This is a genomic window from Methylosinus sp. Sm6 (assembly GCF_019802345.1).
Taxonomy (GTDB): domain Bacteria; phylum Pseudomonadota; class Alphaproteobacteria; order Rhizobiales; family Beijerinckiaceae; genus Methylosinus.
Map to the genome: position 1 here is coordinate 27,992 of NZ_JAINDZ010000007.1, position 14,743 is coordinate 42,734.

Consider the following 14,743-nt stretch of genomic DNA (forward strand, 5'->3'; position numbering starts at 1 on the left):
GCGCCTCACGCCGCCGCCAATTCTCGACCGAATTCGAGCGCGTCGAAGCGATCGCGCACAATGATCGGAGGCCGCGCGCGTCCGCCGGCGAGACGCGAGATCTCGTCGAGGCGTCGCCGTTCCTGCTCGATCCAGCGCGCCTGCAGGCTCGGACGCATCGCGGTCAGGCGGCGCGCTCCGGTCTCGGCGTCCACCAATTCGAGCAGGCCCCAGCGCGGCGGCCTCTCCTCATTCGAGTCGACGATCGCTACCGGGATCGCGTCATGGTGGGCGAAGGCGGCGAACACGCCGTTTGTCAGCTCCGCCGGCCATCGGAAGTCGGAGATCAAGAAGACGAGCCGCCGCGAGGCGCCGAGCGCCGCCGCCGCGTCGAGAAAGCCGCGCGCGCCTTCGCCGCTGCATCGCGCCGCCCTCAGACGCTCGGCGGCGCGCAGCGCGAGGCTGCGCGAAGCGGTCGCCGGAATGAAGGCGTCTTGCCGCAGCGCATGATCGCAGCCGATGAGGCCGAAGCGATCGCCGACGCGATTGGCGGAAAAGGCGAGCGTGCCGCAGAGCTCGGCCATCAAGTCGAATTTTGCGCCGAAGGCCATGGACGCCGAGAGATCGGCGATTGCATAGATGTCGATCGCTTGCCGCTGCTCGAAGCGTCGGACATAGGTTTCCCCGAAAGGATCGCGCAAGGTCGCGCGCACGTCGATGCGTCGCGCATCGGGATGACGCAGGAACGGCGTCTGATCGCGAAACACGCCGAAGCCGCCGACCTCGCTGGACGAATGCGAGCCGATCCGATTCGAGCGAAAGCGGCCGCGCGGTCGATAGGCGATGTCGAGCGGCGCGGTCATGGGGTCGGCGTCGCGTCGAAGACGGCGCGGCAGAGCTGCTTCACCGGCTGATCGCCGCGCATCGCATAGATCGGATCGACGAAGATGCGATGCGCCATGACCTCGATGAACAGCTCGCGAATGTCCTCGGGAATGAGATAGTCGCGCCCCTCGAGGAAGGCGCGCACGCGCGCCGCGCGCACGAGGAAGGCGAGGCCGCGCGGACTCGCGCCGCCCTTGACGAGATGGGCGACATCGAGGTCGGGAAGCGACACCGAAGCGGAGGCCGGCTCGAGCAGCGCCAGCCAGAGCCGCAGCACATAATGTTGAAGGGCCTCGCTGGCCTGTACCCGCTCCTGAATCGCATCGGCGACCGCGCCGACGGCGCGATAATCGAAGGAGCCGGGCTCGACCCGCTGAACCAGCGCGTCCGGATCATGGAAGCGCGGATCGAACAGCAATTGCCGGCGGGTTTCCGCGTCGCGCGGCGCCGTGACGGCGATCTCCATGAGAAAGCGGTCGCGCGCCGCCGCCGGCAGCTCGAATGTTTCTTCCCGTTCGATCATATTGCGGTCGGCGAAGACTTGCAGATGCGGAAAAGCATAGTCGCGATCGAATGCGGACACGCTGCGCTCGGCCATCAGCCGCAGCAGCAGCGAATGCACCTGCGGGCGCGCGCGATTGATCTCGTTGAAAAAGAAGACCGACAGCCGATCGGCCTTGCGCAGCAGCGCGCCGGGCTCCACGCGGGGCCGGCCATCGTCGGCGAGGTAGGTGTGATAAAGAATGTCGGTCGGCATCATGTCGACCGTGCCCTCGACGCGGACAAAATCGCCGCCGAGCGCGCGCGACACCGCGCGCAGCAGAGTGGTCTTGCCGACGCCGACATCGCCTTCGAGCAGCACATGGCCGCGGGAGAAGATCGAAATGGTGATCAACCGGATCGCGCGCGACTGCCCGATGACGGCCTTCTCGATCTCCTGCTCGAAGCGGCGCGCGCGGTCCCGCCAGACGTCGAGCCTTCCGTCGAATGTCTCACTCACGCTTGCGCCCTTCGACATATGGGCAGCGCGGCCACGATCTCGGGAAGGAACACGATGCGTTGTTGTCGAATGACATCGTTGGTCCAGATCGTGGCCGCCTGTTTCTGATGGTCTGCGTCGCCCGAGACGAAGACGCCGAAGGCCCCTTCCCTCATCCTCCCCCGCTGCGCGGGAGAGGGGCGGCCGAACTTTCACGGACCCTCGATGAAGCGCCGTAGCTGCTCCCTCTCCCGCGCAGCGGTGGAGAGTTGAGGAGGGGGCAATGAGCCCCCTTCGTTTTCATCGAAGCAGGTCTCGAGTCATTTCATTTGCAGCGAAGGGCCACCGCTCGACCGATTGCGTTCGAACGGAACACGCTCGCCGCGAGATTTCCTTATTCCGCCGGGATCTTGTCGACTTCGTAGATCCACTTGCCGCTCTTCTTGAAATAGGCGACCCGCTTCTGGTTGCGCGCTTCCATCGCCTGGATGGAGGTCTGCTGCTTGGCGAGTTCCTTGGGATCATGCTTGGGATCGTATTTCGAGCCCTCGACCTTCTCCGGGAAGCCGGGCTTGGGCTCCCAGCAATTGCCGGGGGCCTTGCACTTGGTGCCGTCATAGGCGAGCGCCGCTCCGAACGGAGCCGAGCACAGCGCGGCCGCGAGAGCCAGCGCGACAGTCCGATGCTCAAATTTCATTTGCTTGTCCTCCCTTTCTGATGCGAAGCGACAGCGCGCCCGACCGACTGAGCGCGCTCTCCCCTATTTCCCTTTCGCCGGGGCGCAGAGGCCGGGGGCGTCGTCCGGGAATGTCTCGCCCTGCTGATAGGGCTTGTAGGCCTTCTTCTGCGCCTCGGTGAACCACGGCGCCTGCGCCACATCGTCCTTATAGAGATGTCGGACCCAGGCCATGACCTTCAACATTTCGTCGAGCGTCAGATTGCCGTATTGCGGCCCCATCGAGGCTTGCGCGCCGCCGAAGATGGTGGAGAAGAGACCCACATCGGTCGCATTGTCCGGATAGGTCCAATAGCTGTCGTTGAGGCCGGGACCGATCTTGCCCTCGCCGAGATGGCCATGGCAGCCGGAACAGGCCGAGAGGAAGGTCTGCTCGCCCTGCTTCAGGCAGCTCTTGTCCTCGATGTAAGGATCGACGCCCGTCTCCAGGAATTTCTTCACGCCGGGCGTGTCGCGCCCTTCCGGCAAAGCCTCGTTGAAGTCGAGCGGCTCGCCGGTGACCGTGTTGTGGAAGCCGAGAGACGTCGACTGGCCGAAAGCCACGGTCGCGACTCCGCTCATCAATGCGCAGCACAGCAGAATGGACGCGCTTTTCTTGTTCCTGCTCACGATATTTTTCTCTCCCTGCTCCGGATCCGCTAGACGGCTCGATCAATGAGCGAGCGAGAGAAGCGGAACGCCTTCCGCTTCGAGAATCGCGTCGATCTTCGGCTTTGCGGTCGTCAGCGCCGCGTCGATCTGCGCCAGCAGCGCCGTGTCGTCGCGGCGCACGCCGACCGACTGGTCGAATTGCTGCGGAACCTTTTCTCCATTGCTCTTCGCCGCATCATCCGCGATCGTTTCGACACGCAGAGCGGTCGAGGAGCTTTTCACATAGCGGGCGACATCCGGCGCGAAGGCGACGGCGATATCGGCGGCGCCGGTCGCGACTTCCTGCACCATCCGGCTCGGATCGATCTGCGTGTACTGATTGCGCGCCGACCGGAAGTTCACGAGCGAATAGAGATAATTCATATTGTTCTCGTAGAGCCCCTTGTCCTTCATCAGGACCTCGCCGGGCGAGCCGAAGGCGACCGCGAGACGGCCGAGGCTGTTGAGCCGCGGATCGTTCCAGGACTTGATGTCGAGCCCCCGGTCGGCGCGCGTGACGAAGACATAGCCGGCGCGATAATAGGGCTTGGAGCTGGCGACGCGCGGATCGCCGGTGTCGAGTCCGACGACGACATCGCAGAGCTTCTTATCGAGAAGGTCGCGAACGACATAGATCGCCGGCCGGTCGGTCCAGACGAATTGCGGCTTGCGCTTCATCGCCTCGGCGAGCGCCACGGCAATCTTGTTCTCGAGGCCGGTCTCGTCCGCCAGGGACAGCGGCGGCTGGTTCTTCGATGCGCAAATGCGAAGCATATTCGGGTCCGCGGCCTGCACGGCCTGGGCCGGCGCGGGCGGCGCGTCCGGGTTCTGGACGCCGAGAGACGCGGCGCCGGCGGTCGCGCTCCACATCAGCTGCAGCGCCGGCACGGAGAGCGTCACGACGGAGCGGAGTTTACGAGACATGTTTCACCCTAGACAGCGGATCGCGATATGTATTCGAGCGTCCGGGCGTGTCGGCGTCCGAACGCGGAAGCCGCCGCCGGCTGAGCCGGCGGCGGTGCGGAAAGCGATCAGTTCGCCTTGTATTCGCCGAGGTTCACATCGTCATAAGGGCCCTTGCCATTCAGCGAGAACACCATCACGCCGCCACCCATCTGCGTGTAATTGGCGAGCTGCTTGAAGGCGCCCACCGCGCCGAGGCCGGCGGTCGGGTCCTGCAGGTCGAACACGAGGCCCACTCCCGGCCAGCCGCCGACGCCGTACAGGATGGCGACATATTCGACGCCCTTGTGCTGATAGACGATCGGATGGCCGATGACGCCCGACGGAAGCTTGAACTTCCACAAGAGCTCGCCGGTGTCGCTGTGACGGGCCTTGATGAAGCCGTCGAGCGTGCCGTAGAACACGACATTGCCCGCCGTGGCCGCCGTGCCGCCCCAAACGGCGAAGCGCTCCATCTTCTCCCATTTGAACTTGCCGGTGATGGCGTTATAGGCCTTGATCTGGCCGAGACCCTCGCCCTTCTGCCGATCGCCCTTCGGACCCGGATACATGTTGAGCGCCGCGCCGACGAAGAACTGACCCGCGCGATAGGGAAGCATGAAGGGCTCCCAATCCATGCAGATATGATTCACGCCGAGGAAGAACAGCTCCTTGGTCGGATCATAGGAGTCGAGGCCCTGATTGTGATAGCCCATCGCCGAGGGGCACACGTCCTTGGCGAGATGATCCATGCGCGTGCCATATTCCGGATCACGAACCGGCAGACCCGACTTCAGATCGACCTTCTTGAACACATTGACCGTGTCGTCGATCTTGTCGGCGGAGACCAGCGTGCCGTCGGTGCGGTCGAGCGTGTAGACGATGCCGTTGCGATCGGGATGGGTCAGCAGCTTGCGCAGCTTGCCGTCCTTGTCCTTCTGCTCGCTCAGCATCATGAAGTTGATGCCGGCGTAGTCCCACTCGTCGTGCGGCGTCTTCTGATAGCCGAACTTCGCTTCGCCCGTCTCGAGATCGCGGCCCCAGATGGTCATCGTCCATTTGTTGTCGCCCGGGCGCATCGTCTCGTTCCACGGCGCCGGATTGCCGCTGCCGTAATAGACGAGGTTCGTGCCCGGATCATAAGCGAACCAGCCCCAATTGGTGCCGCCGCCGATCTTCCAGGCGTCGCCTTCCCAGGTGGAGGTGCCGAGGCCCTTCTGGCCGTAATGCGGATTGGCCTTGTTGAAGTCGTCGCCGATCAGCACGTCGGAATCCGGGCCGGTGGCGTAGGCGCGCCACTTCTGCTCGCCGGTGCGCACGTCATAAGCGGTCATATAGCCGCGCACGCCGAGTTCGGCGCCGGAGGAGCCGATGAGCACGATGTTCTTATAGACATGCGGAGCGACGGTGAGCGTCGAGCCGACCTTATAGTCGGAGTTCTCGATCTTCCACACCAGCGCGCCGGTCTCGGCGTTGAGCGCGACGACATTGCCGTCGAGCAGCGTCTTGACGATGAGCGACGGCGTGACGCCGTCGGTCGGCCAATAGGCGAGGCCGCGATTGACGATGTCGCAGCAGGCGACGGCGCGGGCCGCGGCGTTCTGCTTCGGCTTGTCCTGCCAGAGGATGCGGGTCGGATCGTCGAGATTGAGCGCGAATGTATTGTTGGGGAAAGAGGTGTGAACATACATCTTGCCGTCGATGACGAGCGGCGAGCCTTCATGCCCGCTGAGCAGGCCGGTCGAGAAGGACCACGACACCTTCAGATTCTTGACATTGTCGGTGTTGATCTGCGTCAGCGTGCTGTAATGGTTGGCGCTGTAGTTCTTGCCCTGCATCGCCCAATTGTCTTCGCTCTTCGCCAGAGCCTCGAGCTTGTCCTCCGCGCGCGCCGGGGCGGAGAGCGCGAATGGCGCCGCGAGCAGGACGCTCACGAGGGATACGGAATTCAGCAGCTTCCTCATCGACGAGTCCTCCTGCGACGGGCGCGCGCGCCTCGCGGCGCTTTCGTCGAGCGCTTTCGTCGCCTCGTGAAATAGATTTGACGGTCGGCTGATCCGAAACCGTCTTGGTTTTTGCGTCCGTCCCTTCTCCGTAGAGAGCTCGATGACGGATCAGGTGGACCGGGAGCATATAAATTTAGGCGCGATAGTCTGTCTGCATGATTTATCGGTCATGTCGCGCGGGAAAAACATGCAACCGCCGCAGAAAATATCTCGCATCGCCACGAGCGCGCAAAAGCGGCTAAATCTGCGCATGCAATCGCGACGCGCGCGCATGATTCGATGCGCGCGACAAGGAAGATCGAAAATGAGCTCGAGCGGCCTCCCGGCTATGGCGTCGCAGTCGTTTCTCGCACGGATTCGCGCGCGCGGCGTGGCTCTTTCGCTGATTGCGGCGCTGCTCGCCGCCGCGGCCTTCGCTTCGTTCGCCCGCGGCGCGGGCTCGGCCTCGATCGAGGAAGCGGCGCTCTATCCGCGCGACGATCGGCGGATGTTCGGGCGCGCGGATGAGGAGCGCTTTCCCGGCGCCGGCGTGCTGATGTGCTACACCGACGCTGGCGCGCTCGAGCGCGCCGCCGCGGGATGGCTGATCGGCTCGCGCGATCTCGTCGTCGTCAACGCGCATAATTTCATCGATCGGCAGGGCGCGCCGACGCGCCCGGTCGGCGATTGCTTCTTTCGCATCGCCGAGCAGGATCTCTATTTCGACCCGGAGAGCCTGCGGCTCGGACCGCCGAAGGGAACGAGCGCTCTGCACATCACCGATGATTGGGCGCTGCTGCGGCTGCTATGGCCGGCCCCGGACATGATCCGGCCACAGCCGGAACCCGACGCCAGCGGCGTCGCGACCGGAGCGCAGATGCGCGTGACGATGGTGTCGCCGGCCGGACACGGCAATTCGCGGCTCGCGGCGACGCTCGAGCCCTGCGAGATTCATCGCATCGACGCGGCGACCGAGACCCATGTCCGCCGCGCGCGCCACGACTGCAACGACGGCTATGGCGGCTCGGGGTCCGGGCTCTTCGACGAACAGGATCGGCTGATCGCCATGCACAGCGCCTCGCTCGACATGAATGCGCGGCGCCCGTTCGACATCGAGGCGCATTACGGGTCGGCGCTGCTGTTCGAGGGCGATCTGCTGGCGGCGATAAGGGAGCGGCTGCGCGCGCCGAGGTAATGCACGAAATGGTGGGCGGCACAGGGATTGAACCTGTGACCCCTCCCGTGTGAAGGGAGTGCTCTCCCGCTGAGCTAGCCGCCCGGGATCGGCCTGCTGTACGAAACGGCGCCGCATGCGTCAAGAGCATCCGAAGCGTTTCGTGAGGTTGGAGCGTCCGACCCTGCCGGCTCCCCTCTGTCCCGCAAGTGGTCCGAAGAACGGCGCAGGTCCGCGCGAGCGACTTACTATCGTAGCCGGGGCGGCGCAGCCGCATTCGTCGACTCTCCCGGCCTTGCGAGCACGGGCCGGCGGCACAGCGGCCGCGACCCGACCTCTCTATTGATATCATTGTAATATGAAAATTGCCTCAGGCGACCAGCGCGGGCGTCGCTCCTCCGCGCTCGAAATACAATGATATCATTCTGATTTATCAAATTTGCGCGCATACGGCTTCGCTCTAGACAGCCGCATTAATACCTATAAAATAGGTCTGGAAAATGTGATGGAGGGGTTCATGAAGGCTGATTCTCGGGCCAGAGCGCGCCAGTCGATGTTGCGCGGCCGGCCCGCCGTGCGGCGGTTCGCCCTCGCGACGACGGCCTTGAGCGGCTTCGCCTCGCTGGCGGTCGCACAGGAGCCGGCGACGAGCGCGCAGGCCGGCGGCCAAGCCGCCGCCGCTCAGGTCGAGGAGGTCAAGGTCACCTCCCGTCTGCGCGAGGAGAAGGCCCAGGACGTTCCGCTTCCCGTCTCGGTCGTCGGCGGAAAGACCGCCGATCGTGAGCATATCGAGCGGCTTCAGGACTTCGCGCAAAAGGCGCCGAGCTTCACCTATTTCGTCGGCAATCCGCGCGGCTCCGGCGTCGCCATCCGCGGCACCTCGGGCGCGTTCCAGAGCACGGACGGCGCGGAGAGCGCGGTCGGCTTCATCGTCGACAATGTGTTCTTCACCCACACCGGCTTCCAATGGGCCGACTATGTCGATCTGCAATCGCTCGAGATCGCGCGCGGCCCGCAGGGAACGCTGCTCGGCAAGAACACGACCGCCGGCGCCGTCGTCATTCACACGCAACTGCCCTCCTTCGCGCGCGGAGCGACGCTCGAAACTTCCTACGGCAACCGCAACCGCTTCATCGAGAAGCTCAACGTCACCGGGCCGATCATCGACGACCAGCTCGCCTATCGCGTGACCTTCTTTCTCGACAAGAGCGACGGCTTCATCCACGACAAGGTGACGGGTGCGGGCCTGCTCGACAACGACCGCTGGGGCGTGCGCGCGCAGCTGCTCTATGTCGGCGACAATTTCACCGACCGCTTCATCTTCGAGCGTCTGCGTTCGGACGAATACAACAACTATTCGGCATTCAACGGCGACTCGATTCCGTTCTTCGCCAATGGCGCGGCGAATCCGAATCAGTTCTCGAAGCTGATAGCCACCCGCCTCGGCAAGACGGCGCTCAACATCAATGATCCTTACAGCCCCTATCTGACGCGCCTCGGCAAGCTCGATCAGCGCACGCATGGCGCGTCGAACGAAATCAATATCCAGATCGGAGCCAACACCCTCACCTCGGTGACCGCCTGGCGCAATTTCATTCTGCATCCGCGCAATTCGCTCGGCGCCGGCACGACCGTCGGCAACGAGCTCGAAGTCTCGTCCGGCGCCTTCGACACCTACGCCAATCAATTTTCGCAGGAGATCCGCCTCGCCTCCCCCAAGGACGAGACGCTCTCATGGCAGGTCGGCCTCTATGGCCTGCGCGAGAACGTCTGGTCGTTGCGACACGACGATTACGGCAGCGACGCCGCGCAATGGTTCAGCAACAATATCGACACCGATCCCGGGCTTCTCAATGGCGTCGTTTGGCACGGCGACGGCAAGATGTCGACGACGAGCTTCGCAGCGTTCGGGCAAGCGACCTGGCGTATAGACGAGCAATGGGCGCTCACCGCCGGCCTGCGCGACACCTATGAGATCAAGACCGGTTCGAATGTCGCCTGGATCAGCGGCGCCAATCCCGCCTATAATTACGCCGCCGTCCTCGCGCTCGTGAAAAAAGCCAAGGGCTTGACCACTTTCGACACCGGCTTCAACGAAAAGGCCAACAACTCGCTTTCCGGCCTGTTCAATCCCTCCTATCGAGTCAACGAGAATTTTCTCGTCTACAGCTCGGTGTCGCGCGGCGAGAAGTCAGGCGGCGTCAACACCACGGCGCAGCCGGTCGGAACGACCGGCACATACCAGCCGGTCATCATCAAGCCGGAAGTCACCTGGGACTATGAGCTCGGCGCAAAGACGAGCTGGTTCGACAACAAGCTCGTCCTCAACGCCAATCTCTACTGGCAGGACACGTATAACTTCCAGACCCAGCTCACCGACGATTCGCTCCGCGACGGGTCAGGCAATCCGATCGTCAATTCTTATCTCGGAAATATCGGCCATGTGCGGTTCCGCGGCGTCGAATTCGACGGCCGTTGGCAGTCGCCGATCGAGCGCCTGGCCTTCACTTTTTCCGGAGCTCTCACGGAAGCTCGCTATATCGACCACCCCAAAGGTCCGCGGCCGGTCGATTGGGGTTACGACGGCGCGCCGACCTCCGTCAATCTGTCCGGGACCAAGGCGCTCGGCGTATCGCCGCTGACATTCAATGTCGGCGCGACATACGAGCATCCCATCGGCGCGGTCTTCGCCGACGCCGGACTGCCCGACCAGATTTTCGCCTATACCTATGTCAACGCCTCCTGGAAGGACACGACGCCCTTCTCCAATCCCTATTCCATCTACAAACTGGAGCAGCGGCCCTATACGCTCGTCAATCTCGGTATCGGCCTGCGGACAGAAGACGACAAATATAATCTGTTCTTCTGGGCTAAGAACCTGTTCGACGAGCGCTACAAGACATCCATGACGATCGCCCTCTCGACGCCGAATTATTACACATTCGGCGATCCACGCTGGTTCGGCGGAACGCTGCGCGTAAAACTGTATTGAGACGCTCCGCCGAGCGTGCTCGCGAAACTATATCCTTCCGGAGATTCGATATGACCCTCTTCCGCTCGTCTTTCCTGTCGCTGGCCGGCGTCTTGTCGGCGAGCCTCGCCTGCGCCGCCGACCTTCCCAGCCATAAGGCCCCGCCGATCGTCGCCCCGCCCGCATTCAGCTGGCAGGGCGGCTATATCGGCCTCTACGCCGGCGCGCTGCTCGGCGAAGGCCGGTTCCATTTCCTCGGCCAGGCGCCGCTGCGCGGCTCCGGCTTCGTCGGCGGCGGCACGCTCGGCTACAACTGGCAATACACGCCTGAAGTCGTGCTCGGCGTCGAAGCCGATTTCGGCTTCCGCGGCCAGATCGCGGCCGAGACCGTCTCCGGCATCTACCCGGGTCCGACCGACAGCGGCGTTCTCGGCACGCTCAGAGGCCGCGCCGGCTACGCCTTCACGCCGGGCTGGCTCCTCTATGCGACCGGCGGCTTCGCCTATGGAACGGATTTCGTGCCGCGAACCTTCTCGGCCAATTCTTACGGCATTTCGGGACAGGACAGCACCGGCGGAACCGTTCGCGCGGGCTGGACCGTCGGCGGCGGCTTCGAGCACCAATTGTTCGATCGCGTCTCGGTGAAGGGCGAATATCTCTACGTCTGGCTCGTCGGCAGCAGCCCGAGCTACACGTCGAACATCGGCACGGTCAGCGGCGGCGTGAGCAGCGCCGGCCATGTCGTTCGCGCCGGCTTGAATTATCGCTTCGGCGGCGCGAACTGACGCTCCGGCGGGCCGTCCGGGCGTCGGCGCAGTGGAGCGCGCCGACGTCCCGGGGGGCGGCTCGCGCCACGCGCACGATTTGCTATGATGCGGGCGATGAACTCCCCGCCACTCCCCTCCCGGCGCAGCGCCGTCGCTCCCTTCATCGCCATGGACGTTCTGCGCGAGGCGCGCGCGCTCGAGCGGCAGGGGCGGCGCATCGTCCATATGGAGCTCGGCGAGCCCGGCGCGCCGGCCCCGCGCGCTGTACGAGAGGCGGCGGAGCGCGCGCTGAGCGAGGGCGTCATCGGCTATGCCGAAGCGCTGGGGCGGCCGGATCTGCGGCGGCGCATCGCCCGCCATTACGCCGACGCCTATGGCGCCGAGATTTCGCCGGAGCGCGTCGTCGTCACCACGGGCTCCTCCGGCGCCTTCGTGCTCGCTTTTCTGGCGGCGCTGGACCAAGGCGCGCGCGTCGCTCTCACGGCGCCCGGCTATCCGGCCTACGCCAATATTCTTGCCGCGCTCGGGCTCGAGCCGGCCTTCATCGAGATCGGGCGCGAGACCCGCTTCGCGCCGACCGCCGCGGCGCTCGAGGCCGAGCATCGCCGACGGCGCCTGCAAGCCGCGCTGCTCGCGAGTCCAGCCAATCCGACCGGCTCGATGATCGACAGCGCCGAATTCGCCAAAATCTGCGCCTTCTGCGCGGAGGCGGGAATTCTTCTCGTCTCGGACGAGATTTATCACGGCCTCTCTTACGCGCAGCCTTGTGAGACGACGCTGGCGCATTCGCGCCATGCGATCGTCGTCAATTCCTTCTCCAAATATTACGCGATGACCGGCTGGCGGCTCGGCTGGCTGGTCGCGCCGGAGTCCTTGGTGCGGCCGATCGAGCGGCTGCAGCAGTCGCTCGCCATATCGGCGCCGACGCTGGCGCAGATCGCCGCGCTCGAAGCCTTCGAGGCGACGGCGGAGCTGGAGGCGGCGAAGGCTGGCTATGCGCGCAGCCGGGCGCTGATGCTGGAACGCCTGCCGCAGCTCGGCCTCGACAATTTCGCGCCGCCGGACGGAGCGTTCTACTTCTATGTCGACGTCTCGCGCTTCAGCGCCGATGCGGCCGCCTTCTGCCGGCGCATGCTGGAGGAGGCGGGCGTCGCCGCGACGCCGGGGATCGATTTCGACCGCGCGCGGGGAGGGCGGGCGGTGCGCTTCTCCTATGCCGGACCGGAGGCCGAGATCCGCCTCGGCCTCGATCGGCTCGCCGCCTGGCTCGGCAAGAACGGGGCACGCTGAGGGCAGGGCCTCAGGAGGCGTCGTCGACCGGCCATTCGCCGGTGAACACGCCGCCCTCATTGTCATGCGCCTCGACGCGGATCGTCTTCGCGCCATTGGGCTTGTAGGAGAAGCGGAAGGCCGGGTCCTCCGAGAGCGAAATGCCGCCCTCCATCGAGAAGATCAGCGCGTCGCCCTGGCGCACCTCCACCCGATCGATGAAATGGGCGGGGATATAGGCGCGCGAGATCGGGTCCATCTGCAGGCCGGAATTATTGGGATGGCGGATCATGATCTGCGCCTCGCGGCGGGCGGGATCGGCGCTGGCGAAGCGGCGGAACTTCATCTTGCCGAGATTGGCGGCGGCCTCGTCCTGATCCTTGATCGCCGGCGCCGAGCAGCCGCCCGACGCCTTGACGAATTTCACCACCGAATGCAGCGCGCCATCGGCGGTCTGCGCGACGACATGCACATTGGTGTAGGAGTTGACCCGCACGCGCGTCTCGATCGAAGCGACCGCCGCGCCGTCGCCGAAAGTGAAGGCGGCGGCCATGGGCATGGGGTTCTCGTCGATGACCAGCGTCGCCTTGCGCACCCCCGGCTCGACGAGCGCGATGGTCATCGGCACGATGGCCGCATCCTCCGCCCGCACCGGCGCCTGCAGCGCCACGACGCCTTCATGCGCCGCGATGGAACGGCCCTGGAAAATGTCGGTGACGAGGCCGGGCCAGGGATCGATCTTCGGCGCCTGCGCGAGCGCGCCGCCGGCGCATGACGCGAGCCAGATCGCGAGCGCCGCAGCCTGGCGATGAGCCGATGATGTCATGGACGGGCCCCTTTTCCCTCTTCTGCAAGCGCTCCGCCGGCCAGAGCTTCCGCCAGCGGCAATGTGAAACTGAAGATCGCGCCGCCGCCTGGATTGGGCTCGGCCCATATCTTCCCGTAATGCGCCGCGATGATCGAGCGCGAAATCGACAGGCCGACGCCGAGGCCGCCCGTCTTCATGGTGCGGAACGGCTCGAACACGCTCGCTCTGGCCGCTTCCGAGAGCCCGGCCCCCGTATCGGCGACATCGACTCTGATCTCGCCGTTGCGGGTCGTCGAGCTGGACACGACCAGTCGCCGTGACGCGGAAGCGAGCATCGCCTGCTGCGCGTTTCGCATCAGATTGACCAGAACCTGCTTGATCTGAACTCCATCCGCGAGCACGAACTCATTGTCGGCGTTGAGATCGAGCGACAATTGGACGTCTTTGCCTTCCGCGCCGGCGACGACGAGCTCGGCGGACTTCCTGATGAGATCATGCATGCTATGGACGAGCTTGTCCGGCTCGCCGCGCGCCACGAACTCGCGCAAATGCGCGATGATGCGTCCTGCCCGGAGGATTTGCGCGGCGCCTGCGTCCAATGCGCTCTCGATATCGGCCAAACGCAGATGCGCGTCCAGGCGCAGAAGACGGCGGGCCGCGTTGAAATAGGTGGTCGCCGCCGCGAGCGGCTGATTGAGCTCATGCGCGAGGCCCGTGGCCATCTGCGCCAGAGCGTTGAGGCGTTCGGCCTCCACCAGCAGGCGCTCCATATGCTTGAGCTGGGTCAGATCGGTGAGGATGAGGAGGCGGGACGTCGTCGTCCCATCGAGCTGCAACGAGCTGATCGCGACGCTCGCGGGGATCTCCTCGCCATCGGCGCGTCGAAGCTGGATATCGATCCTCCTCGCCTCCGGCGCGGCGAGAAATTCGGAGAACGCCGAAGCCTGACCGGCGCCCAAGTGATCGAAAATCGTCGCGCCCACCAGCCTGTCGCGCGGCTTGCAGACCATCTCCGCCAATCGGGGATTGCAGTAGAGGACAATTCCATCGGCGTCGACATTGGCCGCGCCTTCGCCCATCTGCTCCACCATCGCGCGATAGACACGATCCGCCCCCTCCAGCGTGAAGACGCGAGGCCCGTCGCAGGCGTCGACGACGATCCCGCCGATCTCGCCGGCTCGGATGGCGCGCAGCGTCTCCTCGGCCTCGGCGAGACGCCGCTGGAGATCCTCGATTTGCTGCTGCTCGGCGGCGGCTCCCAAAGGCAGCTCCGTTCTTTCACCTATACGGGGCGACCCGTCGCGTCATCGCGCAATCAATCCCAGTCCGCTCGCCAGCCGCGAGCCATTGCTCATGTCGCCGATGATCCGCCTGACCGGGAGCGGCAGCGACTTGACCAAAGTCGGCGCGCCGACGACCTGATCCTCACGGGCGCGCTGCGGATGCCGATAAATATCCACGACTTCGAGATCATAGCGCCCGGCGAGGCGCTCGTCGCAGATATCGCGCACGGCGCGAATCGCGCGCACAGATCTCGGACTGGCTCCTGTCACGAACAGGCAGAGGACGTAGCGCGTCGAAGGCGTCGGCGCGGTATCGGTCATTGAACATGCTCCTC

General features: G+C 64.8%; 13 protein-coding genes and 1 tRNA gene. 4 read left to right on the plus strand and 10 right to left on the minus strand.

Annotated features, from left to right (window positions below):
• Positions 1–5 precede the first annotated feature (5 nt).
• The 6 genes from K3F48_RS06675 to K3F48_RS06700 all read right to left on the minus strand — a co-directional run bounded on the left by K3F48_RS06675 (position 6) and on the right by K3F48_RS06700 (position 6,115).
• Positions 6–842: a DUF58 domain-containing protein gene (locus K3F48_RS06675; protein WP_222574646.1), complete on the minus strand. Its 837-nt coding sequence runs from the start codon at positions 840–842 to the stop codon at positions 6–8.
• Positions 839–1,864, minus strand: coding sequence for a MoxR family ATPase (locus K3F48_RS06680; RefSeq protein WP_222574647.1), 1,026 nt, complete (start codon positions 1,862–1,864; stop codon positions 839–841). Before K3F48_RS06680 ends, K3F48_RS06675 begins: the two co-directional genes overlap by 4 nt.
• Positions 1,865–2,237: 373 nt before the next feature.
• On the minus strand, positions 2,238–2,540 hold the full coding sequence (locus K3F48_RS06685) for a methanol dehydrogenase [cytochrome c] subunit (protein ID WP_255608473.1): 303 nt from the start codon (positions 2,538–2,540) through the stop codon (positions 2,238–2,240).
• A gap of 63 nt (positions 2,541–2,603) precedes the next feature.
• A complete protein-coding gene (moxG, locus tag K3F48_RS06690) occupies positions 2,604–3,188 on the minus strand; it encodes a cytochrome c(L), periplasmic (RefSeq protein WP_222574648.1) in 585 nt (194 codons plus the stop codon).
• A gap of 42 nt (positions 3,189–3,230) precedes the next feature.
• Positions 3,231–4,133 carry a methanol oxidation system protein MoxJ gene (gene moxJ / locus K3F48_RS06695; protein ID WP_222574649.1) on the minus strand — a complete coding sequence of 301 codons (903 nt, stop codon included), beginning with the start codon at positions 4,131–4,133 and terminating at the stop codon, positions 3,231–3,233.
• Positions 4,134–4,240: 107 nt separating this feature from the next.
• Positions 4,241–6,115, minus strand: a complete 1,875-nt coding sequence (locus K3F48_RS06700; protein ID WP_222574650.1) for a methanol/ethanol family PQQ-dependent dehydrogenase — start codon at positions 6,113–6,115, stop codon at positions 4,241–4,243.
• Positions 6,116–6,461: 346 nt separating this feature from the next.
• Between K3F48_RS06700 and K3F48_RS06705 the strand changes: the two genes are divergently transcribed.
• Positions 6,462–7,331 (plus strand): trypsin-like peptidase domain-containing protein, encoded by an 870-nt coding sequence (locus K3F48_RS06705; protein ID WP_255608476.1) that lies wholly within the window; start codon positions 6,462–6,464, stop codon positions 7,329–7,331.
• A gap of 9 nt (positions 7,332–7,340) precedes the next feature.
• On the opposite strand, the gene K3F48_RS06710 is transcribed toward K3F48_RS06705, so the two are convergent.
• Positions 7,341–7,415, minus strand: a tRNA-Val gene (locus tag K3F48_RS06710).
• Between the two features lie 412 nt (positions 7,416–7,827).
• Here K3F48_RS06710 and K3F48_RS06715 point away from each other — a divergent pair.
• From K3F48_RS06715 to K3F48_RS06725, 3 genes are all read left to right on the plus strand, one after another.
• Positions 7,828–10,302: a TonB-dependent receptor gene (locus K3F48_RS06715; RefSeq protein ID WP_255608478.1), complete on the plus strand. Its 2,475-nt coding sequence runs from the start codon at positions 7,828–7,830 to the stop codon at positions 10,300–10,302.
• Between the two features lie 50 nt (positions 10,303–10,352).
• A complete protein-coding gene (locus tag K3F48_RS06720) occupies positions 10,353–11,066 on the plus strand; it encodes an outer membrane protein (protein ID WP_222574651.1) in 714 nt (237 codons plus the stop codon).
• 96 nt (positions 11,067–11,162) lie between these two features.
• Positions 11,163–12,338: an aminotransferase class I/II-fold pyridoxal phosphate-dependent enzyme gene (locus K3F48_RS06725; protein ID WP_222574652.1), complete on the plus strand. Its 1,176-nt coding sequence runs from the start codon at positions 11,163–11,165 to the stop codon at positions 12,336–12,338.
• 10 nt (positions 12,339–12,348) lie between these two features.
• Here K3F48_RS06725 and K3F48_RS06730 read toward each other — a convergent pair whose 3' ends face one another.
• From K3F48_RS06730 to K3F48_RS06740, 3 genes are read right to left on the minus strand one after another with little or no spacing between them, the layout of a single operon-like run.
• A complete protein-coding gene (locus K3F48_RS06730; RefSeq protein ID WP_222574653.1) occupies positions 12,349–13,143 on the minus strand; it encodes a quinoprotein dehydrogenase-associated SoxYZ-like carrier in 795 nt (264 codons plus the stop codon).
• Positions 13,140–14,387 carry a nitrogen regulation protein NR(II) gene (locus K3F48_RS06735; RefSeq protein ID WP_222574654.1) on the minus strand — a complete coding sequence of 416 codons (1,248 nt, stop codon included), beginning with the start codon at positions 14,385–14,387 and terminating at the stop codon, positions 13,140–13,142. Before K3F48_RS06735 ends, K3F48_RS06730 begins: the two co-directional genes overlap by 4 nt.
• Positions 14,388–14,429: 42 nt before the next feature.
• Positions 14,430–14,729 (minus strand): circadian clock KaiB family protein, encoded by a 300-nt coding sequence (locus K3F48_RS06740; protein WP_222574655.1) that lies wholly within the window; start codon positions 14,727–14,729, stop codon positions 14,430–14,432.
• Between the last annotated feature and the right edge of the window lie 14 nt (positions 14,730–14,743).

What these genes read in the sequence shown, in the direction of transcription:
- K3F48_RS06675 (WP_222574646.1), bottom strand. Translation starts at nt 842, where the DNA reads ATGACCGCGCCGCTCGACATCGCCTATCGACCGCGCGGCCGCTTTCGC.
- K3F48_RS06685 (WP_255608473.1), bottom strand. Translation starts at nt 2,540, where the DNA reads ATGAAATTTGAGCATCGGACTGTCGCGCTGGCTCTCGCGGCCGCGCTG.
- moxJ (WP_222574649.1), bottom strand. Translation starts at nt 4,133, where the DNA reads ATGTCTCGTAAACTCCGCTCCGTCGTGACGCTCTCCGTGCCGGCGCTG.
- K3F48_RS06700 (WP_222574650.1), bottom strand. Translation starts at nt 6,115, where the DNA reads ATGAGGAAGCTGCTGAATTCCGTATCCCTCGTGAGCGTCCTGCTCGCG.
- K3F48_RS06705 (WP_255608476.1), top strand. Translation starts at nt 6,462, where the DNA reads ATGAGCTCGAGCGGCCTCCCGGCTATGGCGTCGCAGTCGTTTCTCGCA.
- K3F48_RS06715 (WP_255608478.1), top strand. Translation starts at nt 7,828, where the DNA reads ATGAAGGCTGATTCTCGGGCCAGAGCGCGCCAGTCGATGTTGCGCGGC.
- K3F48_RS06720 (WP_222574651.1), top strand. Translation starts at nt 10,353, where the DNA reads ATGACCCTCTTCCGCTCGTCTTTCCTGTCGCTGGCCGGCGTCTTGTCG.
- K3F48_RS06725 (WP_222574652.1), top strand. Translation starts at nt 11,163, where the DNA reads ATGAACTCCCCGCCACTCCCCTCCCGGCGCAGCGCCGTCGCTCCCTTC.
- K3F48_RS06730 (WP_222574653.1), bottom strand. Translation starts at nt 13,143, where the DNA reads ATGACATCATCGGCTCATCGCCAGGCTGCGGCGCTCGCGATCTGGCTC.
- K3F48_RS06740 (WP_222574655.1), bottom strand. Translation starts at nt 14,729, where the DNA reads ATGACCGATACCGCGCCGACGCCTTCGACGCGCTACGTCCTCTGCCTG.